The sequence below is a fragment of the Dyadobacter frigoris genome, assembly GCF_005280585.1.
In the GTDB taxonomy this organism is placed as follows: Bacteria; Bacteroidota; Bacteroidia; order Cytophagales; family Spirosomataceae; genus Dyadobacter; species Dyadobacter frigoris.
In genome coordinates, this window is sequence record NZ_SZVO01000012.1 from 113563 (window position 1) to 136826 (window position 23264).

At 40.2% G+C, this 23264-nt stretch carries 19 protein-coding genes; 8 read left to right on the top strand and 11 right to left on the bottom strand.

The genetic code is table 11. The features are described 5' to 3' along the window. Positions 1-10: 10 nt before the first annotated feature. The 4 genes from FDK13_RS23770 to FDK13_RS23785 all read right to left on the bottom strand — a co-directional run bounded on the left by FDK13_RS23770 (position 11) and on the right by FDK13_RS23785 (position 3891). A complete protein-coding gene (locus FDK13_RS23770) occupies positions 11-1249 on the bottom strand; it encodes a sensor histidine kinase (protein WP_137342506.1) in 1239 nt (412 codons plus the stop codon). Beyond that, a complete protein-coding gene (locus FDK13_RS23775) occupies positions 1246-2025 on the bottom strand; it encodes a LytR/AlgR family response regulator transcription factor (RefSeq protein WP_137342507.1) in 780 nt (259 codons plus the stop codon). The genes FDK13_RS23770 and FDK13_RS23775 overlap by 4 nt, the downstream gene beginning before the upstream one ends. Positions 2026-2420: 395 nt before the next feature. Then, positions 2421-3350 carry a carbon-nitrogen hydrolase family protein gene (locus tag FDK13_RS23780; RefSeq protein WP_137342508.1) on the bottom strand — a complete coding sequence of 310 codons (930 nt, stop codon included), beginning with the start codon at positions 3348-3350 and terminating at the stop codon, positions 2421-2423. 37 nt (positions 3351-3387) lie between these two features. After that, entirely contained in the window at positions 3388-3891 is a 504-nt protein-coding gene (locus FDK13_RS23785) for a GNAT family N-acetyltransferase (RefSeq protein ID WP_137342509.1), read from the bottom strand. Positions 3892-4139: 248 nt separating this feature from the next. Here FDK13_RS23785 and FDK13_RS23790 point away from each other — a divergent pair, with 248 nt between their 5' ends. Next, the gene (locus FDK13_RS23790) at positions 4140-4808 is read left to right on the top strand and encodes an FAD-binding oxidoreductase (RefSeq protein WP_137342510.1); all 669 of its coding nucleotides are present in this window, start codon (positions 4140-4142) and stop codon (positions 4806-4808) included. Between the two features lie 20 nt (positions 4809-4828). On the opposite strand, the gene FDK13_RS23795 is transcribed toward FDK13_RS23790, so the two are convergent. The 3 genes from FDK13_RS23795 to FDK13_RS23805 form a co-directional block, all read right to left on the bottom strand. Further along, on the bottom strand, positions 4829-5758 hold the full coding sequence (locus FDK13_RS23795; protein ID WP_137342511.1) for an EamA family transporter: 930 nt from the start codon (positions 5756-5758) through the stop codon (positions 4829-4831). Between the two features lie 101 nt (positions 5759-5859). Beyond that, positions 5860-6429, bottom strand: coding sequence for a Crp/Fnr family transcriptional regulator (locus FDK13_RS23800; protein WP_137342512.1), 570 nt, complete (start codon positions 6427-6429; stop codon positions 5860-5862). Positions 6430-6452: 23 nt separating this feature from the next. Beyond that, positions 6453-8168, bottom strand: coding sequence for an arylsulfatase (locus tag FDK13_RS23805; protein WP_137342513.1), 1716 nt, complete (start codon positions 8166-8168; stop codon positions 6453-6455). Between the two features lie 351 nt (positions 8169-8519). Between FDK13_RS23805 and FDK13_RS23810 the strand changes: the two genes are divergently transcribed. Further along, on the top strand, positions 8520-9587 hold the full coding sequence (locus tag FDK13_RS23810; RefSeq protein ID WP_137342514.1) for a dipeptidase: 1068 nt from the start codon (positions 8520-8522) through the stop codon (positions 9585-9587). A gap of 2 nt (positions 9588-9589) precedes the next feature. Here the strand turns inward: FDK13_RS23810 and FDK13_RS23815 are convergent, their stop codons facing one another. The 4 genes from FDK13_RS23815 to FDK13_RS23830 form a co-directional block, all read right to left on the bottom strand. After that, positions 9590-10114 (bottom strand): RidA family protein, encoded by a 525-nt coding sequence (locus FDK13_RS23815; RefSeq protein ID WP_137342515.1) that lies wholly within the window; start codon positions 10112-10114, stop codon positions 9590-9592. 73 nt (positions 10115-10187) lie between these two features. After that, entirely contained in the window at positions 10188-11111 is a 924-nt protein-coding gene (locus FDK13_RS23820) for an alpha/beta fold hydrolase (protein WP_137342516.1), read from the bottom strand. A 144-nt stretch (positions 11112-11255) separates the two neighbouring features. Then, positions 11256-12566 (bottom strand): M16 family metallopeptidase, encoded by a 1311-nt coding sequence (locus FDK13_RS23825; protein WP_170982899.1) that lies wholly within the window; start codon positions 12564-12566, stop codon positions 11256-11258. A 16-nt stretch (positions 12567-12582) separates the two neighbouring features. Next, the gene (locus FDK13_RS23830) at positions 12583-13956 is read right to left on the bottom strand and encodes a M16 family metallopeptidase (protein WP_137342518.1); all 1374 of its coding nucleotides are present in this window, start codon (positions 13954-13956) and stop codon (positions 12583-12585) included. Between the two features lie 248 nt (positions 13957-14204). Here FDK13_RS23830 and FDK13_RS23835 point away from each other — a divergent pair, with 248 nt between their 5' ends. The 6 genes from FDK13_RS23835 to FDK13_RS23860 all read left to right on the top strand — a co-directional run bounded on the left by FDK13_RS23835 (position 14205) and on the right by FDK13_RS23860 (position 23217). Next, positions 14205-15464 (top strand): hemolysin family protein, encoded by a 1260-nt coding sequence (locus FDK13_RS23835; protein ID WP_170982900.1) that lies wholly within the window; start codon positions 14205-14207, stop codon positions 15462-15464. A gap of 60 nt (positions 15465-15524) precedes the next feature. After that, positions 15525-15992, top strand: coding sequence for a redoxin domain-containing protein (locus FDK13_RS23840; protein ID WP_229216193.1), 468 nt, complete (start codon positions 15525-15527; stop codon positions 15990-15992). A gap of 6 nt (positions 15993-15998) precedes the next feature. Beyond that, on the top strand, positions 15999-16526 hold the full coding sequence (locus tag FDK13_RS23845; RefSeq protein WP_137342520.1) for a DsbA family protein: 528 nt from the start codon (positions 15999-16001) through the stop codon (positions 16524-16526). Positions 16527-16746: 220 nt separating this feature from the next. Continuing rightward, positions 16747-18687 carry a KUP/HAK/KT family potassium transporter gene (locus tag FDK13_RS23850; protein ID WP_137342521.1) on the top strand — a complete coding sequence of 647 codons (1941 nt, stop codon included), beginning with the start codon at positions 16747-16749 and terminating at the stop codon, positions 18685-18687. Between the two features lie 584 nt (positions 18688-19271). After that, complete coding sequence (locus tag FDK13_RS23855; protein WP_137342522.1) at positions 19272-19832, top strand: TetR/AcrR family transcriptional regulator; 561 nt, start codon at positions 19272-19274, stop codon at positions 19830-19832. 208 nt (positions 19833-20040) lie between these two features. Next, positions 20041-23217, top strand: coding sequence for an efflux RND transporter permease subunit (locus tag FDK13_RS23860; protein ID WP_137342523.1), 3177 nt, complete (start codon positions 20041-20043; stop codon positions 23215-23217). Positions 23218-23264: the final 47 nt, after the last annotated feature.

Sequence of the window (23264 nt, forward strand, 5' to 3'; positions counted from 1 at the left end):
TTAATTACGTTTAAATCGGATCCAACTCAATATTAAGCGTAATCTTATAAATATGCTGTGTCTGATCAATCGTCAATGTGTGCAATCCGGGGTATAATAAATTCAGGCGTTTGCGGGTATTTGAAAGACCAATACCTTCGGTATTCTCATCAATTGGCTGTTTTTCAGAATTTTTTCTTAATTTGTCAAAGCTGTTCTCCACAATGAAATTCAGCGTTCCCAGCTCTATGTCAGCAGTGATTTGTATGAAAGATTCTTTTGCCGACTGATCCAGACTATGTTTAAAGGCATTTTCTACAAAGGAAATCAGGAGCAAAGGGGCAATTTTTTTGTTTTGAATATTTCCGCTGACCGTCATGCTAATACCCGCAAGTTCCTTGGAGCGACGGTAGTTTTCAAGATCGAGATAATTCTGGATATAGCTGAGTTCGTTTTGCAGGTAAACCTTGTCTTCCTTTACAGAATAAAGGCTATAACGCATCAGATCCGATAATTTCAAAACAATATCAGAGGCTTCACCATTCAAATCCACCGTTCGAAGATAAAGACTGTTTAAAATATTGAACAGAAAATGCGGATTGATCTGGGATTTCAGAAAACCAAGTTCCAGCGTCAGATTTTCGCTTTGCAGCTGAAAGCGTTGAATTTCAAGATTGAGATTATCCTTTTCCAGTTGGAGTTTGTCGTTTTCAAGTTTAAGTTTATCCCTTTCAAGTTTTAATCCGCCCGTACGAAAACCCAAAATATCTTTTATCAGTTTGATAAAGAGCAGAATGCTGACTACAAAGTAACTCCAAACGAAGGTTAGATAGGCAACCTCACTACTTTTAAAAACACCAAGAAGACCGTATGGCTCGTAATAATCTCTCCAGGCTTTTTGAAGATAGGATGGTTTTACTTTTAAATTTCCATCACTTAGCGTAGCCAGATATTTGATTTCGTAATAATTCATCCAGTGAGCCACGTTGAGCAACAGGATCACAAAAAGTGCAACCACGACAAACTTTTTCTTGTATAAAAAGTTTGGAAAAATGTAATAACTGGTCAGGTAATATGCAGCAATGGTCTGACAATAAACGAGAACTGAGGCATGATTTGAGATGTACTCATTATCCTGCATGATATCCGCCGTGAATGCATGACGCAGGAAAAACCATGGAAATATCCAAATCACCGCAAGTTTTATAATCTTCTCAAAAGCAGAACGCCCTGGGAAATTCAGGAATCTTTCAGATAAAGTTGGCTTCATTTATTTACTTCCGTTTTGAGAGTGTTCCAAACGGTTTCACGATACGTTACACCAATATCTGCCTTTTTACCGTTGATAGTCGTGATCTCATTTCCATCTATTTCACTGATCGCATTTTCCCTGATAATGCACGACCGGCTGATGCGCAGAAATTTATTGGCCGGAAGTAACTGCTCCATTTTAGTAAGCGTACTGTGCGTAATGATGACTTTTTCTGCCAGATGTACTTTAATATAATCTTTCATCGCCTCGATCATGACAATATCAGTCACGGCGACACGGATCATTTTTTTCTCGTTTTTGATCAGAATAAATTCATTTTCTTTCGCTGGCTTGGCGGAATGATCGTTTGAAATATCCGTAGTTTTTAATGAATTTTCTGTCGTCGGAGAAAGGATTTGTGGTACGATTATGAAATATTCCATGAACTTGTTAACCGCTTTCATGAATCGTTCAAAGGAAACTGGTTTTACAAGATAGTCCGTCACCTGATGTTCAAAACCTTCCAGCGCATACTGGGCATAGGCCGTGATCATGATTATTTTCGGGCATTTCCCATTTAACGTCCGAATAAATTCAAAGCCGTTTATCTGTGGCATTTCTACGTCCAGGAATACCAGATCCGGCTTTATTTTCTGAACCTGCAAGAGTGCATCGATCGCATCCTCAGATTCTCCGCAAACCGTCAAAAAAGGAATTCTTTCTACAAATTTTTTGATGAGCTCCCGTGAATCGGGCTCGTCGTCAATGATAAAACATTTAAGAGGATGAGTCATAAAAGAAATATATGTCACTTAGTTAACGGTAATATACTTATTTTTTATGATGAGATTCTCCTAAAATTATAAAAAAGGTTTCTTCGGTTACATCTGTATTATGACATTTTTAATTGACGTGCTGCACGGTTACATTGGTCGACGAAAAGATGTATTCTGTCGAATAAATTTTATTTCAAGTAGAATAAATACGATTTTTAACGCATCAAAAAAAAAGAGGAAATATATAATTACAGTCTTCTAAAAAATACCTGAATCATCAATTAGTAAAAACCAATAAATTCTTGTTTCATTAGCCATGATTAACCATTTCCTTGTCCGCATTTGCAGGCAAGGATTATTTTTGATAGCTTAAGCCTCTAACCTGATTGTTGGTACAAAAGGAATAAATGATATTACAATACTTTAATACTTTCCGGCTGTTTATTCACGCTGAACTCGAAAACATCCGGGCGGCTGTAATGACCGATACTGTCAAAATCCATTTTGCTTTTGGCGAGTTCTGAAAAATCAAGTTCAGCCGTTAAAAGTCCTTCCTCATTCCACAACGGACCGGCCAAAATCTCACCCATTGGCGAAATGATGACACTTCCACCGGTGCACATGATTTCAGGTTCCCCGGAAAGCTGGTTTTGATAACGCTCAGGATAATCGGATTTTTTTACAAATTGATTCGCCGCCAGCACAAAACAACGTCCTTCCAAAGCAATGTGCAGCATAGTTGCCTGCCATGATTGCCTTGAATCGGCTGTTGGCGCCAGATAAATTTCAACGCCTTTGCTATACATGGACATTCTGGCAAGCGGCATATAATTTTCCCAGCAGATCAGTCCGCCAATTCTTCCCAGTTCGGTTTCCAGTGTTGTCAATGTACTGCCGTCACTTTCCGCCCAAATATATCGTTCCAGGCCGGTTGGTTTTAATTTCCGGTGTTTTCCAAGTAAGGTACCGTCTTTTCCAAAATACAAAAGCGAACAATGAAGAGAGCCTCCAAGTCTTTCTTTTTCAGTAACACCAAGCGCCACCAGTATACTGGCAGCCTTAGCCGCTTCACTTATAATTTTTATATATTCAGAATTTACTTCAATGCTATTCTGCCAGTAATCGAGCCAGATATTTCTTCCGTTTTCTGTCCTTTTTCCAATCACCGCATCAAAACTAAGGCCTCTTGGGTAACAGGGAATAAATGATTCGGGAAAAAGAACCATTTCGCAGCCGCTTTCTTTGGCTTTTACAATCCATTCGCAAACAATTTCTACTGTTTTGGCAATATCAAAAAGTGCCGGAGTTGCCTGCACAACGCCAACTTTTACTTTCTTTTCCATGAATATATTTATAAAAACAATTGAAATTGAGTTGATATTAGCGCTTAATGTGTAGTGACATATAGTCATCGTCAATATATTTGCCTTCAAATTTAATAGCATTCCGCTCCGTTCCGAAGTGCTCAAACCCGAGTTTGGTATAGAGTTTTTTTGCAGTTTCATTCCTTGTGGCCACATTCAGATTGATTTGTTCAATATCGGGTAACTGTGTTTTGACGCGCTCAATAAGTTGTTCAATTAATATGGTCCCGATATTTTTCCCCTTGTTTTCACTGGATACGTACATTCTAATAAGCTCGCCTTTGTGGGCCAGCTTTTTTCGGTCTTCCATTAAAAGCTGAAAACTGACTACGCCCATTAGCTTTTCGTTTTCGTCAAGAGCTGCCAGCGTAAAACTGTGTGGTGTGCATTTTGTAGGAAAAAAACCAGGCCGCTGTTCCTGTGGACTTATTTTGAAAAATTCGCTATGGCGTTTGAGTCCTTCCACGAAAAAATCCTGATATCCGTAATTATTTTCCAAAGTGATTTCAACAATATGCATGGTTGGCTTATTAAATTTTTGATCGATTGATTTACAAAATTACTTTTCCTCCACGAGGTAAAACAGATACAGTTTTGTTATTTTTGATGGTATCAGTTTTTCGTGACTTTCGTTCTCTGCCACGAATGATATACAGGCAGGATTGTGAAATTATCATCTCATAGTTTTTATATTTACATCTGGCCGGTCCGTTATTTGATATGATGGCTTTTGACCAATTTGTTTTTTACTATTTTGATATAAAAACTATGGCAGATTATCAGGTTAAAGTAATTGCTGTTAAAAATGTAACTCATAATGTTCACGCATTTACGATTGAAAAACCAGCAGGGTTTACTTATACGCCCGGTCAGGCAACAGACCTTTCGATCCTGAAAGAAAACCGGGAAAAAGAAAAACGCCCTTTTACATTTACTTCGCTGCCCGACAGTGAGACGCTGGAATTTACGATAAAATCCTACACAGACCATGACGGTGTGACCAATCAGCTTACTCAGATAAAACCAGGTGACAGCTTTGAAATCAGTGATTCCTGGGGAGCAATAGCATATCGGGGCGAAGGTGTTTTTTTAGCTGGTGGTGCTGGAATTACTCCTTTTATTGCCATTTTTCGGGATTTGTATTCGCAAAATAAAGTGGGTCTCAACAGATTGTTTTTCTCCAATAAAACCGTTTCAGATATCATTCTGAAAGATGAATTTGAGAAAATGCTGGGTGACCGGTTTTTCAATCTTATCTCGTCGGAAGGAGCAGAAGGATTTTATCATGGCCGAATTGATAAGAAATTTCTTCAGTCAAAGATCAGGGATTTCTCTCAACCTTTTTATGTCTGCGGTCCGGATGCCTTTACTTCCTCGATTTTGTCGGACCTGGAAGAACTTGGCGCCAAAGCTGAATCGCTGGTATTTGAAAAATAACCTGACTTTTGTTGAAAGACTTAGATTTTTGGCTTGCCTGTTATCTGGGCATTACTGATTCGGGGTTCATAAAAAGTTTTCAGATTGATCACGATAACCGAGCCAAGAATTAAGGCTACTCCCGCCCATTGCAGCCAGGAAACGGCCTCTCCCAGAATCAGATGTGCAGAGAAAATGGAGACCGGGATTTCAACCGCTGCGATAATACCACCGAGTGCCATGCCGGTCATAGGCATTCCTTTGGTAAATAACAAGGGAGGTAAAATGGTGCCAAAAAGTGCCAGGACCGCACCCCATTTTAAAAAGGCAAGCCAGTCGAAATGAAGCCATATATCCGTATTCCAGAATAATAAAACAATGATCATTCCGCCGGCTATCAGGTATTTACTTCTTGTATGACTATCAAGATTGGACGCAACATGATTGGAAGCATGCATGGAGATGGTATAACAGCAAGCTGCCAAAAGTCCAAGTCCAACACCCTTCCAGTTTAAATCTACATGCTGGCTAAAAATATTTGTTGCCAATAATGTTCCCGCAACAATAAGTACTGCACCTATGATTTTGGATAAACTGACCGTAGTTTTTTGTGAGAACGCTTCCCAGACAATACTCATCCAGATTGTTTGCATCAGAAGAATGATGCCAACTGAAACTGGAATGTAACGTATGGACAAATAATAAAAACAACTGGTTAAACCCAGAGAAGTACCAAAGAGCAACAATTTTAATTTAGTATTTTTGTCATTATTATCCGTCCTGTTGGTACCGGAATCTTTTATTTTGGAATAACAAACCAGAAAAAACAGCCCGATTGAAAACTGTGCAAAAATCAGTAAACTGGTATGAACACCCTGGTTATTTGCAAATTTGACAATCGTGGCCAGGATTCCATAACTTGCCGCACCCAGTGCAATCAACGCGGCACCTTCAATTTTTTTAATATTCATAACTTAATGTCAACGAGAAACTGATAAAGTGAAATCCGAGGAACAAAGTTCAACTTCTCTTTGACAGGAAACATCTACATATGTTGAGACTTTGGAAATTGTTACATCGTTTTTCGGATGCGGCTGAGTTGGGTAGGGGTAATGCCCAAATAGGATGCGATCTGATGTAACTTAAGGCGGCTTTCAATTTGCTGATATTCCTGATGGAATTTTTGATAACGCGCTGCCGCTGTTTCGTATTTAAGGCTGATCTCCAAATGTTCTTTTTTTACAACCCAGTTTTTTTCAAGATAGGCGATGTGGAAAAAAGCAAGTTCAGGGTACTTGTGCATCAAACTGCGATATTGCTGATCGTTATAAGTCAGGACTGTACTATCTTCCAGCGCACAAATACTGAAATGGCCGGGGCGGTTTTCTATCAGGGCCGATGTGGAAGCAATCAATGATTTTTCTGCAAAAAACTTTTTGATAACTATATCTCCATTTTCTGAGGTGAAATAGTAGGAGAAAAGTCCTTTGGAAACAAACGCATAAGAAACCGGAATTTCTCCTGCCCGTAATAGAAAATTGTTTTTTGAAATAAAACGTGTTTTCAAAAGACTGGCAAACTCGTTTTTACAAGCTTCTGACAAAGCATGATACCGTTCAATTTCCTGAAAGAATTCTTCCATAATACTTAAAATGCACAAACAAATTATTTCGCAACCCGGCCCGGTTTAGGAAATACCTGATGCGTTTTCGCCCAGTTATTCCAAAGACTGTCAAGCTCATGCACTTTGGATGGATTACTCGCAGCCAGATCAACGGTTTCCGTTTTATCCTTGCTGATGTCGTACAAATGCCAGCTTGAATCTCTTGGAAGGGCAACCAGTTTCCAGTTTTGGCTGCGCATATAACGAGCCCCGAAATGTTCATTGAAAAGCTGCGGGTGGCCTTTTTCGTTTTTATTTTGAAAAGAAGCAACTAGACTTTTTCCAGAAGAAGGCGTTATTTTTTTACCATTAAAATTGCTGGGATATTCCGTACCGGCCAGTTCACAAAACGTAAGCATAAAATCCATCACGTGACCTGTAAAATCACTGAATCCTCCTTTTTTGACCGTAATACCTTTCGGCCAGAATGCAATCATAGGCGTATGAATCCCGCCTTCAAAAGATTGTTCTTTCCAGTATCGGTAAGGCGTATTGGCAACATGCGCCCATCGTGGTCCTATGGATGAATAAGTGGTTTGAGGGCCAGGAATAGCCTGTTTTTTTGTAGCGTAAACAATCGTTTTACCATCTCGTGTCTGGCTTGGACGATCGAAACCCGGGCCATAATTGGCGCAGTTTTCTGCACTTGCACCATTATCTGACAAAAATAATATCAAGGTATTATCCATCTGCCCGGTTTGTTTTAAAGCATTGATAATTCGCCCGATACCCTGATCCATATTATCGATCATCGCAGCGTGCACAGCCATAGCCGTTGCGTCCCAGTCTTTGTCCGGGTTGTTTTCCCATTTTGTTTCATCGATAGGATCAACGGGGAGTTTTGTAGTTGCAGGATCTATCAGGCCCAGTTTGATCATTTTTTTGTACCGCTGTTCCCGAATCACATCCCAGCCAACTTTATAGGTTTCCTTATATTTTGCAATGTCTTTTGGCTTAGCCATCAGTGGCCAGTGCGGTGCATTTTGAGCGACATAGATAAAAAATGGTTTATCACTTTTTGCATATTCCCTGATGTAAGACACTGTCGTATCGTTAATGGCGTCGGTATGGTAATAATCTTTTGGAACCGATTTTACAGTCTCCGTACCATTTACCAGACTAAAAGGATCGAAAAAATCAATTACTCCCCAGATCGTGCCGAAGAATTTCTCAAAACCTTTGGCCGTAGGATATTGCTCAATCGGTGAAAATGGCCCGAAATCTTTCTGGTGGTTAAGCCAGTTAAGCTGCTCTTTTGGATTTTTTTGAGAGATAGTATTTGAAACATGCCATTTGCCGGACATAGCCGTATGATAACCTGATGATTTTAGTACTTCGGCTATGGTCACGGCATTGTCAGTAATGTGTCCCTGATAACCTGGCGCGTCCTCCGCCTCAGTCATTTTCCCGATTCCGGCCTGTTGATTATACAGGCCCGTCAGTAAAGAGGCGCGGGTAGGGCAGCACCTGGAAGTATTGTAAAACTGCCGGTAACGGATTCCATTTTGTGCAAGAAAATCAATATTGGGTGTCTGAATTTCTCCGCCGTAACAGCCGGCATCAGAAAAGCCCATATCATCCGCCATGATCACGATAATATTCGGTCGTTTGGCTGCGGCTTTACTCTTAGTATTTTCCGTTTTGCTTTTCCATGAAAGCAGCGCAATGGTGATAATCGAAAGAAACAGAAGTCCGGAAAGGATCTTTATTTTACTCATTACAAAGGGTTAGCACATTTTATCAAGTTAATCAGTAGGCTAAGTTATGCCAATCATCATGAGTTTTGAGAAATTATGGGGATTTTTTTATTGGTAACTTTTTAACCAAAGATAAAAAAAGAGACATTGCGACAATATTTATGTTCATATTCTGATATGTTTTGTCTGATTTTAACAATAAATTCTGACGATTCTATTTTAGAAAAATTTCATTTAAAGCAATCTTTGGATTTTTGAAAGAAGTAAAATCCTGTCTATATTGATATGGGCAATTTTTTGGGAATCTGGTTGTATATCAGGAGTTCCGAAGTTTTGGCCTTTTCTAAACCACCCTAAGCAACTCTATTTTCAATGGAAAGTAATCAAGTGAACCGCAGAGATTTTCTGCAAAAAGCGGGCAGTTTTCTTGCCGCTGCTCCTTTTGTTAATGGCATTGATTTTTCCGCTGATGACAAGCCTTATCTGACATTTGATTTTCATGCACATCCGGGATTATTTTTTGCCAAAGAAACAAAGATGTATCCGGGTGACGGGATGTTGAAAAAGACACTGGGTGATATCAAAGAGGGAAAGTTAACGGGTGCTTTTTTTGCTCTGGTGGCTGATGCAAAAGTTATCGAAATCGGGCCAACCGGTGTTAAACCTTCGCGCTCCTATGAACCGAATGAAGCCTGGGCAGAGTACAACCGCCAGATCAAAATACTTAAAGACATTATCTCGGTCAATGATTTAATTTTAGCTACCAAAGCTTCCAGTCTGGATGATGCTTTGAAAAGTAAAAAAACAGCCGCTTTTATTTCGGTTGAAGGTGGAGATTTTCTGGAAGGAAATGCATCACATCTGGATCAAATGTATCAGGATGGCGTTCGTTCTGTTCAGCTGGTTCATTATCATACCAATGAACTGGGCGATCTTCAAACGGAGCAACCGATGCATAATGGACTTTCAGCGGCAGGTAAGGAAGTTGTCAAAAAAATGAACAAGCTAAAAATGCTTATCGATCTGGCGCATGCCACCGAAGCGACTACAAAAGCGGTTTGCGATATCACGGACGCGCCAATCATTATTTCCCATTCAATTTTGCAAACAGGTGATAATCGTCCGATGGCAAAACGGGCCATTTCTGTGGATCATGCCAAAATGGTTGCCCGTACCGGTGGCGTGATAGGTGCCTGGCCATCGGGTTTTAACACCAGTTTTGAAGAGTTTCTTGACAATACCTTACGACTGATTGATGCCGTAGGAGTTGACCACGTAGGTTTGGGGACAGATATGGACGGTAATTTCAAGCCTGTATTTTCAACCTATACCCAGTTGCCGGAATGGATTCAGGGGTTAAAATCAAAAGGTTTGAAAGATGACGAAGTACGTAAAATTGTTGGCGGGAATGCGAAAAGAGTACTCAATAAAGTACTCTGAAATCAATTTTCGACCTCTATCACCATTTCAATTTCAACAGGAATATTAAAAGGAAGAGAATTCATGCCTACTGCGGAACGGGCATGTTTTCCTTTCTCTCCAAAAATAGCGACCATCAAATCGGAGAAGCCATTGATCACTTTTGGGTGATCGGTGAAGTTCTCTGGGCAGTTGACCATTCCCAAAACCTTGACTATACGCTTCACTTTATTTAGATCACCGATTTCCTCTTTCAAAGAAGAAAGAAGGCTCAATCCTGTTAATTTGGCTGCGTCATATCCTTGCTCAATAGTCAGCTCTTTGCCTACTTTTCCGGCAAGTAATTTGCCATCGATAGTTGACGGCCCCTGACCGGATAGGAAAACAAGATTTCCCGAGCGAACCGCTTTAACATAGTTGGCAATGGGTTTCTGATTTGGAGGAAGCTGTAAACCCAGTTCTTTGAGTTTTTTTTCAACATCCGGCTGCTGTGCAAAAGCGGCAGAAGCGCTGGTAATCAATAAGTACAGGAGTATAAGATTTTTCATATTTTCTTTTTATCCAATATAAACAAGATTCTGTTCAGTTGATTACCAGAGCTGATTTTTTGACAGCAAATGTTTATTTAATCCAATTTTGCACCGAAGATAAAAACACAGCCTGCTGGTCAATAAACAAAGTATGAGAACTGTTGTCAATATATTTGACATGATCATTACCAATAATTTTTCTCAGATCAGCCATTTGTTCTTCACAAAAAATTCCATCCTGTCGGCCATTAAGCGCATAAATTGATATGTTTTTGCTGCGTATTTTTTTTAGACTGCTGCTTACATCAATATTTTTTAACGGCTCGTTTTTCCAGAATGTGGGCACTGCCTGCTCGTTTTTGACATATTTCGTAATCAACGGATCTGTATCATAACTTGCGTACATTTCTATCGCTTCCTGATTTGGATTTTTTAGTTTGAAATAGCTGTTCAGTGTGGCATGTTTGAAGCAAGCCGTCCGGTATTCCAATGTATTTTTATCCATTTTTTCAATTAGCGCAAGGTCTTGCAGATTGGCATTATCTCCGTTTTTCTCATAAATCGCCTTGGTAGTTCTTAGTATCGTATTGTAAGATTCCTGCTGAGATACCAGCGCACTCACAAGCACGATCGATTTTATTTTTTTCGGATATTTCTCGGCAAACTGAGCGGTTACCAAACCACCAAAACTGAATCCGATTAGGGTAGCTTTTGTTAATCGGTATTTTTTGTAGAGGCTATTTAAATCTTCGAAATATTCACGAAAATTCATTTTTGCTTCGGTATCTTTTGAGCGGCCCTCGCCTCGTCTGTCATAAATAATGACATAAAATCCTTTATCTGCAAGTTTCTGTGCCGTAGTGGCTTCAAAGTAAACAGAACTATTTCCCGGGCCACCGTGAAGGAAAATTAAAGGTTTGTTTTTGCTGTTTCCAAACGCTTTTGAATAAAGTGTCTGTCCGTTGACAAAAGAAATGGTTAAAAATAAAAACAGAAGCGTACTGATTTTTTTCATTAAACTGATTTGTGTTTTTGGGGAAAATATAAAGTTTGAGAATTTAAAAAGCTTCATTTTCTGTCATGCAATCTCTTTAAAGATTATGACAAAAAATGAAGCGGAATGACTATGGCATTTCAGGCATTACTAAAATTACTTACTTTATTTAGCCAGCTGTTTGAAATCCTCTTTGGCAACCTGATCCTGTTTGCCCAGATAGGCCCAGTCGATAACCGTCATGTATTTATTGAAAGCTTTATTCAGGTCAGCTAATTTTACCAGACTGATTTTATTGTTGATTTCGTCAAATAACTTCCAGTTTCCTGATGCTTCACAAAAACCAAGTTGGGACGCCTGTGCCGCGCTCGATTCGTTCGTCATATAATAACGGGTAAGGAAGCTTTTCTTTTTGTCTTTCACTTCTTTTTCGGTGAAACCGTCTTTTTTGATACTGTTAATTATATCCGTCATCACCAAAAGTGATTGTTTCGGATCAATGGTGGTGATGTACAAATTGGCCAAAGGCTGCTGAATGGTTCTTTTATTGTAGCTGGCGGCTGGCGCATAAGAAAGACTTCTTTTTGTGCGCAGCTCGACAAAATAACGGTCGTAAAGAATCCGGATGGCGAAGTCAAAAAGCGGCCCGTCAACCGAATTGTATTTAGGTGCGTTCATTGTGCCCAGGATATAATTGGTCGCCAGCGTTCTGTCCTTGATAATCGCATCAGGCGTAGTAACACTTTTGAAAGTTGGCGTTTTGGCAAGTTGTCCGGCAGGCAATTTTGCCAGACTGTTTTTTACATTTTGCAAAAGCTCTTTTTCGTCAATATTTCCTACAACTACCAGGTAACATTTTTTCTTACCCAAAAGATTTTGATAGTATGTTTTTACATCAGCCAAAGTGATGGTTTCCAAAGAAGCAGGCGTTCCTTCCGGGGTTTTTGCATAATCTGTACCGCCAAACAGTGCTTCGGTTGCCATTTTTCTCAGATAAGTATCCGGGTCCGACTCGCGCTGTTTTGCCTGTGCGATCATCTGATCTTTCAAAACCTTGAATTCGCTTTCATCCATCGCAGGCTCAAAGATTGCATTGTTGAACATTTCCCAGCTTGCTCCAAAATTTTCTTTCAGGCTTGTCATCGTCATCGTACTGTAATCTGTTGATCCGCTGGCCGCAAAACTGGTCCCAAGTTTGTCCGCTTTGGCCGCAAAATCGTCTTTGTTTAATTTTTTTGTACCACCATCCAGCGCCAGATTTAAAGCCATAACTTCAAGTCCCTGCTGTGCGTCAGTAATATTGGCTGTGCCTCCTTTTATAAAAAGACTTGCCGTAATTACCTGTTTCGGCGTCTTTTTATAAATGATTTTAAGGCCTTCAAAATTGATTTCTTTTGTTGTGTTTTGCGCGAAAATCGGGCTGGAAACCAATATCAGACAACATAGTATTGCTGAAAAAGAAAATATATTTTTCATAGGAAGTGGATTCTTTTTAGTTGAACAGCGCATCTACATTTTTCACATTTAACGTTTTTTGCTGCTCAGCATTAAGCAGTAAACCTTTCACGCAGGGCTTGCCTTTGATATATTTCTGAACATAGGCATTCAAATCAGCTCTTGTTATTTTATTGATTTCATTGACATAATTAAAATAGTACGGCAATGAAGCCGACGCCCACCAGAAAGTAAGGGTATGAATATATTCGGAAGTAACTTCGGAGCTGTATTTTTCTCCATTCGCCAGTTTTATTTTAGCGGTTTCAATCTGCTCGTCGGTATAATAATCCGGAGCATCAAATTGATCTATCTGCTGTTTTAATACTTTAAATGATTCTTCGAATTTGGCAGGATTCGGGATCATAAATAACTGGATCGGACCAACATATTTCTGGGTCAGATAATTGATACTCAGGTTGAGTGCATAACCCTGATCTACCAATGATTTCTGGAATTTGGAGTTCTTTTGCGAAAGAATAAAAGAAAATACATCGGCCACCAGCGTATTTTTTATATCGTTTCTGGTATCCGGGCCATGCCATGCAATTTCGAGTGCCGGTACGCGCGCATTAGGGCTGGTAACTACAAAACTCAGGGAATCCGCCGGATTCAGCGGCTTGATTTCAGGAATTGGCCATTTTTGAATCGGATCAAAATCCGCCGCTTTCCAGTCTCCGAATATGGCAGTTACTTTTTTAAGAATGTCATCATTTTTAACATTTCCTGCAACAACCAGAATCGAATTGTTTGGATAGTAATACTTGTCTTTGATCACATTCATTTTTTCCGGGGTACAGGTCAAAATGATGTTGTGGTCGCCAATTACATTTTTTCTTGAATACAGATCTCCCCACATTTTATGATCAAACTTATTGAAAAGAGGAAAGAAAGGGCTGCTTTCCGCTCGTTGGAATTCACCATCAACAACCGGATTTTCATTTTTCATTTCCTTTTCAAGAAATAATGGATAGCGGATGGCACTGTTTAGAAACTGCAGGCCTTCTGTCACTTCGTCGCTGCCCAGAGTAAAGAAATAATTTACACGTTCTGTGCCCGTAGTCCCGTTGAAAGAAATACCAAGTTCCTGAACCCGTTCCAGATATTTTTCCTGTGAAGGAATGTCTTTATTAGCCTTGAAAAACATGTGCTCATAAAGGTGTGAGAGCCCATTATATTCAGGTGATTCGGTAAAAGAACCGTTTTTGACAGCAATTTCAACTGTTACCAGCGGAACGGAATTATCTTCCAGTACAAGTACTTCCAGCCCGTTGGGCAACTTGGTAAGATGAATGTTCGAGGGCTGTCTGTCCTGTGCACCTGCCGATAAGGCAGTAAGCAGAGCGAAGCAAATCAGGGAAAATTTGTTCATAAACAAAAACATAATTTGGTGGTAAGAAATGTCAAATTAGTTATTTTTAAAATAAGTGCAACTGTGAATTTCCTATTTTTATATGAACGGTAATTGTGTTGGATATTTGAAGTGAATCAGGAAGTATCGAATGGGATTTCCTGACTCAGAATGAACAGAAATCATACAGGCTTATAAATTAACAGGCGGTGTTCTGTGTTTCATAAAGTATTTCAATGTTTATTGCTATCGTAACAAACCATAATCAAATGGCCATTCTTGTTATTATTCTCCTTATTATTTTAAACGGTTATTTTTCTCTGGCAGAAATAGCACTTGTTTCGGTAACGGACAGCGAAATGTCTGACGAAAATTTCAAAAATAATCCCAAAGCAGCTCAGGTACTGAAACTGATTAAAAATCCGGATGAATTTTTAAGTGCTGTCCAGGTTGGAATCACGCTGCTTGGATTGGTTGAAGGGATTTATGGTGGAAATATTGTTGCCAAAGAATTGGAGATATCGCTTGTGGAAATTGGTGTATCTGATTTTGCAGCACATGTTTCTTCATTAATCGTTGGTATCGGATTGATCACTTATCTGACCATCGTTTTTGGAGAATTACTTCCGAAATCAATTGCACTTCAAATTCCGGTGAGAATATCGCTGGCCATTGCTCCCTCTTTGAGTTTATTTTCCAAAATTATATATCCGTTTATCAAGTTGCTGACAGTCAGTTCCCGGTATTTGTTATCACTATTGCCAATCCAAAGTCAGGGTAGTAAAAAGTACACCGAAAAAGATTTGAGAAGAGTACTTAGTGCAGCTTATAAACAAGGCATATTGGAGAAACAACAACTATGGCTGCACCAGAATGTGATCACTTTTAAAAATCTGACCGCAAAAAGAATTATGAAACCTGCCCGCATTGTAGCGGCTGTGCCCGTCATTTGGGACAGACAGGTACTGAAAGAGTTTATTGAAAAGAGGCCTTATTCCTACTTTCCGGTTTTTACGGAGCATGAGGATAATATTACAGGAATTGTCAGCACGAAAATTTTTCTTCTGAATGACGAGCAGGACTGGCAAAAAACAACACTGGAGGCCTGTTCAATTCCGGCTGACATGGCGGCGCGGGATATTTTCAGCATTTTTAAAGAAAAGCGGGTTGATTTTGGGATAGTCCGGGATCCGGCGGGCAGATATCTGGGCATAATAGCGATGCAGGATATTATGGAGGGCATTTTTGGTGACATTCCTGAGCTGGAAGAATATTCGGATTATTTTTATTCAAAGTCTGAAAAGGTATGGATTGCCGAAGGATTTATGCATTTACAACGGATTCGCAATACGTTGTCACTTCCCTGGCTAAGGGATTATGAAGGGAAATATCTCAGTCTGGCAGAACTGATCACGGGGGAAACGGCCAATGTTAAGGACGGCGATCCGTTGGTTTTAAACAGAGTAAGTTTTAGGGTCATTGCAGGTACAAATCAAGATCCCGAAAAAGTATCCATTACCTTACCCTGACTTCCGGCTCTCGGGCACGGAACTTGTAACAATATTGAAAGGCTTTAACCAAAAAATATAATGATGTTACAAAAAGGAGATAAAGCACCCGATTTTAAATTATTTGCCACGCCGGATCGGCAGTTTTCGTTAAGTGAACTGAAAGGTAAAAATGTAATTCTTGCATTTTATCCTGCCGACTGGAGCCCGGTTTGTTCTGATCAGATGGTACTTTATAATGAAATGCTGAAATATTTTGACAAATACAATGCGACGATTCTTGGTATTTCGGTCGATAGTAAATGGTGCCATTTGGCCTTTTCTGATTCCAGAAAACTACATTTCCCTTTACTGGCTGACTTTGAGCCGAAAGGCGAGGTTTCAAAGTTATACGGCGTCTATGATGAGCAGCAGGGCGAAAGCAACCGTGCTTTATTTGTCATAGATAAAGAAGGATATGTTGCATGGAGTTATCTGTCGCAGGTATCTGTTAATCCGGGAGCGGATGGAATACTGGATGCATTGGAATCTATCACGCCAAAAAATTAAAACGAAATGTCCAATCACTTAAAACCTGAAGTAAGCAGCCATGACCACGTTCAGGGCTCTGCGAAGGCTTCGATAGAAATTGTTGAGTATGGGGATTACCAGTGTCCGTCTTGCGGCGTGGCATTTCCGGTCTTAAAAGAAATTCAAGAAAAGTTTGGTCAGCAGATCCGTTTTGTATTCAGGAATTTTCCTTTGTCCGAATCGCATGAATTTGCCATGCCAGCGGCCGTTGCCAGTGAAGCAGCTGCTTTGCAGGATAAATTCTGGGAAATGCATGACATCATTTTTGAAAACCAAAATTTATTAAGTAACGAAGGATTGTTTAAAATGGCATCCGGAATTGGTCTTGATATTGAGCAATTTAAGGAAGATATTCAAAATCCGCAATTGGAACAGAAAGTAGAATCAGATTTTGAAAGCGGAATCCGTAGCGGTGTCAACGGCACGCCTTCGTTTTTTGTGAACGGGACAAAATTCGATGGCGACGCTCAGGATTTAATGGACATGCTCACTGAAAATTCATCAATTGAATAGTTTCAAATCTAAAACAAAAAGTTACTAAAACCTGCTTTTGTCGTCCAGACATTTAAGCAGGTTTTTTTGTTGGGATTTAAAAAAATAAAAGATTGCTGATTTGGTATGATACTTTTAAGCAAATTAAACACCTTTGCAGCGGCGTTGGCTTGTTTTTGGGTCTGCGTATCGAAAAATAAGTTACCCTATACATAAGCATAAGACATTTTAAGCATCAACAATGAGTTCTCTTAAACATAGTGACAGGGCCTCGGCTGCTGGTCTTTTGGTCGCACTCGGGATTATTTACGGAGATATCGGAACATCTCCTTTATATGCCATGCAGGCTATTATTGGCAAAGAGCGTATTTCCCTGGATGTCGTCTACGGTTCGGTGTCGTTGATTTTCTGGACGCTGACGCTGCAAACAACCCTGAAATACGTAATTCTGATTCTTCGGGCAGATAATAATGGGGAAGGAGGGATTCTGGCTCTTTATGCGCTGGTCCGTAAAAATGCCAAGTGGCTGACGATTCCTGCCATTATTGGTGCCAGTACATTGCTTGCGGACGGAATTATAACACCTCCGATTTCAGTTTCTTCGGCGGTGGAAGGCCTGAGGATTTTGTATCCAAATATTGAAACTATCCCCATTGTAATCGGAATTCTGACACTTCTTTTTATTATCCAGGTATTTGGAACCACCATTGTTGGCAGGGCTTTCGGTCCGGTAATGGTGATCTGGTTTTTGATGCTGCTGGTACTTGGACTTTCTCAGGTTATTTATCATCCTGAAATCTTCAAAGCATTTAATCCATATTATGGTTACGAGCTTTTGTCAAAACATCCCGGCGGCTTTTGGCTGCTTGGATCTGTATTTCTTTGTACAACGGGAGCAGAAGCACTTTATTCGGATCTTGGACATTGCGGAAGAGGCAATATCCGGATTAGCTGGATTTATGTAAAAAGCTGTCTTGTTATCAATTATTTCGGTCAGGGTGCTTGGCTTGCGCTTCACAACGGCGAGTTTTTAAACGGGCGCAAACCATTTTATGAAATCATGCCCGACTGGTTTTTGCTGCCCGGAATTTGTATAGCCACCATGGCAACGATCATTGCCAGCCAGGCTTTGATAAGTGGTTCTTTCACACTTATTTCAGAAGCGATCAGGCTGGATTTATGGCCAAAAGTTCGTCTTGTTTATCCTAGTGATCAAAAAGGGCAACTCTATGTACCAAGCGTAAACTGGCTTTTGTGGGCAGGCTGTATCGGTATCGTGCTTTATTTTCAGGAATCATCCAACATGGAGGCTGCGTATGGACTTGCTATTACGCTGACAATGATCATGACGACATTGCTGATGTCGTTTTACCTGTACGTCCATAAGATAAACAAGTTATGGATTGCCGCTTTTATGCTGGTTTATCTGACTATTGAAGGCTCGTTCCTTGCTGCCAATCTTTTGAAATTTACACATGGAGGCTGGGTTTCTTTACTTCTGGCCGTGATTATTGCCGATATTATGGCAATGTGGCTAAAAGCAAATTCGATCAAACTTCGTCTTACTGAATTTGTAAATCTGGATGAACATATCCCGGCTTTGCGGGAATTGAGCAATGATATCAGCATTCCGAAATATTCCACACATTTGATATTTATGTCAAATGCAGCAGGAGAAAATGAGATTGAAAGCAAAATCATTTATTCCATATTTCAAAAAAGGCCTAAACGTGCTGATATTTTCTGGTTTGTCCATGTTGAAACAACGGATGAACCCTACACAATGGATTACCACGTCAATATTATGGCAGAAGATGATGTAATTAAGATCACATTCCGCCTTGGTTTCCGGGTCGAACAGCGCATCAATCTTTTTCTTAGAAAAGTGGTACAGGATATGGTGCTTAACAAGGAAGTGGATATCACGAGCCGTTACGAATCGCTGAACCGCCAGAATATTATGGGCGATTTTCGTTTTGTGGTGCTGGAACGCTATCTGTCTGTGGAAAATGACCTTCCCTGGTATGAGGAATTTGTGATGAATTTTTACTTCGCTATTAAAAATATTACCAACTCAGAAGATAAATGGTTTGGGCTCGACAGCAGTTCTGTGAAAGTAGAAAAAGTGCCGCTTGTGATCAGAAGTAATGTTAAAATAAAAATGAAAAGGGTTTATAGCTGATAGCCGCACGTCTGTAAAACTTGGAAAAATAAGACCTTAGTTTTGTTACTTATATTGAAAAAGGGATAATTAAGGCTTTGCGGCTCAATTATCCCTTTTTCAATATAAAATGAAAGTTGAAATTTATACAGCGTCGTTATAATCACAAGAAAATTCACGCTTCCTTGCAAACAACAGGATTTCACCGGGTTTATATCTTATATAGCTTGATTTGGATAGATCGTTAGCTTCGGTTGTAAGTTTAAGGTTGCCAGTAATTTAGGATTTTTATTTTTTAGTCGGTACTAAATCCGGTACAATAAGTTGATCAGGAGTTGGCTGTGGAAATTACCCGAAATCCCGGATTGTGTTAGAATGCAGGTGCATTTTCGTAAGGCGCCGGTCCGGAACAGTTTTGTATACTGCGGCGGATCTGATTCACGCAGTAAAACCTGAGCCTGATAGTGAAATGCCTCAGGCGGCATCTTGACACGATACTTTTTGGGATTTTTTTAACGTGAGGCCTGATAATTTTCAGAATTTATATTGTGGCAAAGAAAACAGATAGACTTGTCTATATATTTTTTTAATGTTAGTTTTACCCGATGAAAAAATCAGCGGTACGCGAACGGATTCTTGAAGTAGCTTCAAGATTATTTTATGAGCAGGGTTATAATCTTACAGGGATCAATCAGATCATTGAAGAAGCTGATATCGCCAGAGCATCACTTTACAACCATTTTGAATCCAAAACGCATCTTTTGCTGGTTTATCTGAAAGAGGCCGAAGATATATGGTTCACAGAAATGGAAAATTTTACCGCCAGCTTTACAGATCCTAAGCAAAAACTGCTTGCACTATTTGATTTTCGAATGGAAAGGCAAAGCAAGCGTAGTTTCGGAGGTTGCCAGTTTATCAAAATAAGTGCTGAGGTTTCCAGGCAGGATAGCCAGGTATTCGATGCGGTCAGCCATCAAAAAAACCGGTTGAAGGTTTTTATTGTCAATATTATCAAAGACTTACCGGAAAACAATCAGACATTAACCCATAACCTGCTTGGCGATGCGCTATTTCTTCTTTTAGAAGGAGCAGCCGTAAGCGGATCCATTTATAAAAACCAGGAGTCGATGAAAACCGCAAAAGAGATTGCAGACAAACTGATATAAAAACGATTTGGTTTTTCTGTCATTAAAATTCAATTATAATATATGAACAGTTACAATTTAATTGAATAGTAAACGGATCATGAATTAAATTAGTGAGCTTATGAGTGCCCAATATTTAATCCTTGATTTAGTACAATTTTAAATGACTTTTAGTAAATTTTTATAGAAAATATAAGTATTCTTCCTATTTCTTTTCATTCACTCTATCATGAATTTAATTCTTTTAGCATTAAGGAAACCGATTACCGTGATGGTAATTGTGGCTACCATGCTGTTTTTCGGGATCAATGCGCTGCGTAATATCAAGATTGATATTTTTCCAAAACTTGATATGCCGGTATTGTATATATCTCACCCTTTTGGAGGTTATACGCCCAATCAGATGGAAACTTTTTTTGCCAAACCTTATATAAACCTGCTGTTGTATGTAAACGGTATTAAAAGTATTGAAACCAAAAATATTCAGGGACTAACGTTAATCAAGGTTAATTTTTATCCCGGTACAAATATGGCCCAGGCCGCTGCCGAGGTGAGTGCCTCCTGTAACCGGGCACAGGCAATTTTTCCACCAGGCTCACAGCCGCCCTTTATTATCCGTTTTGATGCTTCAACGCTTCCAATCGGCGAGCTGATCGTAAGCAGCGATATAAGGGGAAACAACGAACTTCTTGATCTTGCCAATACCTATGTAAGGTCTTCATTTACAACAATCCCGGGTTTGGTTTCGGCACCTCCTTTTGGTGGAAATATCAGGACAATCGTTATAAAAGCAGATCCTGCGCTGCTCAGATCACACAACATGACACCGGATCAGCTGGTGGAAGCCATCCGGATTAATAATCAGACAGCGCCTTCAGGAAATGTGCGGATGGGGACCAAAAATTACATTACACCTACAAACACGACGATTCACAACATCAAGGATTTTGCAGATATTCCTTTATTTAAGGGAGGCGTTCAGAATCTTTATCTACGCGATGTGGCCACTGTGGAGGATGCTGCCGATATTACGGTGGGCTACGGATTGGTTAACGGAAAACGTTCGGTTTATTTAAGTATTGCCAAAAGTGCTGATGCGTCAACCTGGGAGGTGGTCCAGAAACTGAAAGCAGCTTTACCAAAAATGCAGGCGCAGCTTCCGGCTGATGTGCATTTGACTTACGAATTTGACCAGTCAGTTTATGTAATTAACTCTGTAAAAAGCCTGATTACAGAAGGAGCGCTCGGTGCCGTTTTGACTGGTCTGATGGTTCTCCTGTTTCTGGGAGATCCAAGAGGTGCTTTAATTGTAATATTAACGATTCCGACTTCGATAATCGCCGGTGTTTTGTTTCTGAATTTATTCGGGCAAACCATCAATATCATGACTTTGAGCGGTCTTGCACTGGCCATCGGGATTCTGGTGGATGAAAGTACGGTAACCATAGAAAATATTCACCAGCATCTTGATATGGGAAAACCCAAGCGGCTGGCCATTTGGGATGCATGCCGGGAAATTGCTTTTCCAAAACTTTTGATCCTTTTTTGTATTCTTGCCGTATTTGCACCTGCTTTTACAATGGGAGGAATTCCCGGGTCGCTCTTTCTTCCGCTTGCTTTGGCAATCGGTTTTAGTATGATCGTTTCGTACTTTCTTTCCCAGACTTTTGTACCCGTAATGGCCAACTGGATCATGAAAGGGCACAAAGCGAAAGCACATGACGCACCTGAGGAAAAGCTGTCGGGCTTTGAAAAACTTCGTTTGCGTTTTTTAAGATTTGTAGACAGGACTTTACCGCTCAGAAGGCCGATTGTTATCATATATTTGATTGTGACAATTGCTTTAACGGCTTTTCTGCTGTCAATTATTGGTAAAGATGTACTTCCGAAAGTGAACGGCTCCCAGTTTCAGGTAAGGCTTCGTGCAGCTGAAGGTACCAGGATTGAAAGAACCGAAGAGAAAACGCTGGGCATGATCCAGATTATTAAAAATATTGTCGGCCCGGAAAATGTTTCAGTTACTTCTGCTTACGTAGGTCAGCATCCGGCACTCTTTTCTTCCAACCCGATTTATCTCTGGATGGCAGGCCCGCAGGAAGCTGTTTTGCAAGTAGCTTTGGAAGAGGGTTTTAAAACCAATCTGGATGAACTTAAAGAGAAAATCCGCAGCCGTGTTCATGATTCAATCCCTGATGTGAGTCTTTCGTTTGAGCCTATGGAATTGACTGACAAGATTTTAAGTCAGGGTTCGCCAACACCTGTGGAAATACGTTTTGGTGGAAGAAATAAAAAACTCAACGAGCAGTATGCCAAAAAGCTGATGGTTGAATTGGCCAAAATCAGCTATATGCGTGATATACAGCTCGGACAATCCAACAAATATCCGGCTATTAACATTGAAGTGGATAGGGTTCGCGCTGCTCAGCTTGGTACCGATATCACAGATATTTCAAGATCCATGACGGCATCGACATCGTCTTCCCGTTACACGGATAAAAATATCTGGGTTGATGAAAAAAGTGGTTTGAGCTATAATGTTCAGGTTCAGATTCCTGAAAATCAGATGAACTCACTGGATGAAATAGGGGAGATCCCGCTTTTGAAAAATACAAGCAGACCGGTACTTAGTGATGTGGCTACAATTAAGCTGGATACAACTTATGGCGAAAATGATAACCTGGGTGCTTTGCCGGTGCTAACTGTTACCGCCAATTTGAATGATAAAGATCTTGGTGCAGCAACTGTTGATGTGCAGAAAGCGATTGCTGCGTTAGGAGAACTTCCAAGGGGAATTACCGTCGGGCAAATCGGGATGAGCTCAACTTTGACGGATACTTTGAGCAGTTTGCAAAGCGGACTTCTGGTTGCGATTGTGGTAATATTTTTAATGCTGGCGGCTAACTTTCAATCATTCAGGGTTTCTGCAATTATTCTTACCACTGTTCCTGCGGTAATTTTGGGTGCGCTTGCGATGCTGCTTTTGACAGGATCTACTTTGAACTTACAATCTTACATGGGTATTATCATGTCGGTCGGTGTTTCTATTTCCAATGCCGTGTTGTTGATTACCAATGCAGAACAGCTCCGGCTTGTTAATGGCAATGCATTAGCGTCAGCGAAGGAAGCGGCAGCTTTGCGGATGAGACCGATTGTGATGACTTCTCTGGCGATGGTTGTGGGTATGCTTCCTATGGCCAGCGGACTTGGTGAGGCGGGTGATCAGTCTTCGCCGTTAGGTCGGGCGGTTGTTGGCGGGCTGATTGCTTCCACTTTTGCTGCGCTCTTTATTTTACCGCTTGTATTTGCATGGGGGCAGAAAAATGCGTCGATCGCGTCTGTGTCCTTGGAAGCAAATGATCAGGAAAGCCAGGAATTTATGGCCTTAAATCCTGACAAGATTTATTAAATCAAAGTAATTAAAACAGCACTGCAAAAGCTATCAAGTTGGCACAG

Coding starts and splice junctions, on each gene's coding strand:
- FDK13_RS23770 (WP_137342506.1), bottom strand. CDS start 1,249: ATGAAGCCAACTTTATCTGAAAGATTCCTGAATTTCCCAGGGCGTTCT.
- FDK13_RS23775 (WP_137342507.1), bottom strand. CDS start 2,025: ATGACTCATCCTCTTAAATGTTTTATCATTGACGACGAGCCCGATTCA.
- FDK13_RS23780 (WP_137342508.1), bottom strand. CDS start 3,350: ATGGAAAAGAAAGTAAAAGTTGGCGTTGTGCAGGCAACTCCGGCACTT.
- FDK13_RS23785 (WP_137342509.1), bottom strand. CDS start 3,891: ATGCATATTGTTGAAATCACTTTGGAAAATAATTACGGATATCAGGAT.
- FDK13_RS23790 (WP_137342510.1), top strand. CDS start 4,140: ATGGCAGATTATCAGGTTAAAGTAATTGCTGTTAAAAATGTAACTCAT.
- FDK13_RS23795 (WP_137342511.1), bottom strand. CDS start 5,758: ATGAATATTAAAAAAATTGAAGGTGCCGCGTTGATTGCACTGGGTGCG.
- FDK13_RS23800 (WP_137342512.1), bottom strand. CDS start 6,429: ATGGAAGAATTCTTTCAGGAAATTGAACGGTATCATGCTTTGTCAGAA.
- FDK13_RS23805 (WP_137342513.1), bottom strand. CDS start 8,168: ATGAGTAAAATAAAGATCCTTTCCGGACTTCTGTTTCTTTCGATTATC.
- FDK13_RS23810 (WP_137342514.1), top strand. CDS start 8,520: ATGGAAAGTAATCAAGTGAACCGCAGAGATTTTCTGCAAAAAGCGGGC.
- FDK13_RS23815 (WP_137342515.1), bottom strand. CDS start 10,114: ATGAAAAATCTTATACTCCTGTACTTATTGATTACCAGCGCTTCTGCC.
- FDK13_RS23820 (WP_137342516.1), bottom strand. CDS start 11,111: ATGAAAAAAATCAGTACGCTTCTGTTTTTATTTTTAACCATTTCTTTT.
- FDK13_RS23825 (WP_170982899.1), bottom strand. CDS start 12,566: ATGAAAAATATATTTTCTTTTTCAGCAATACTATGTTGTCTGATATTG.
- FDK13_RS23830 (WP_137342518.1), bottom strand. CDS start 13,956: ATGAACAAATTTTCCCTGATTTGCTTCGCTCTGCTTACTGCCTTATCG.
- FDK13_RS23835 (WP_170982900.1), top strand. CDS start 14,205: ATGGCCATTCTTGTTATTATTCTCCTTATTATTTTAAACGGTTATTTT.
- FDK13_RS23840 (WP_229216193.1), top strand. CDS start 15,525: ATGATGTTACAAAAAGGAGATAAAGCACCCGATTTTAAATTATTTGCC.
- FDK13_RS23845 (WP_137342520.1), top strand. CDS start 15,999: ATGTCCAATCACTTAAAACCTGAAGTAAGCAGCCATGACCACGTTCAG.
- FDK13_RS23850 (WP_137342521.1), top strand. CDS start 16,747: ATGAGTTCTCTTAAACATAGTGACAGGGCCTCGGCTGCTGGTCTTTTG.
- FDK13_RS23855 (WP_137342522.1), top strand. CDS start 19,272: ATGAAAAAATCAGCGGTACGCGAACGGATTCTTGAAGTAGCTTCAAGA.
- FDK13_RS23860 (WP_137342523.1), top strand. CDS start 20,041: ATGAATTTAATTCTTTTAGCATTAAGGAAACCGATTACCGTGATGGTA.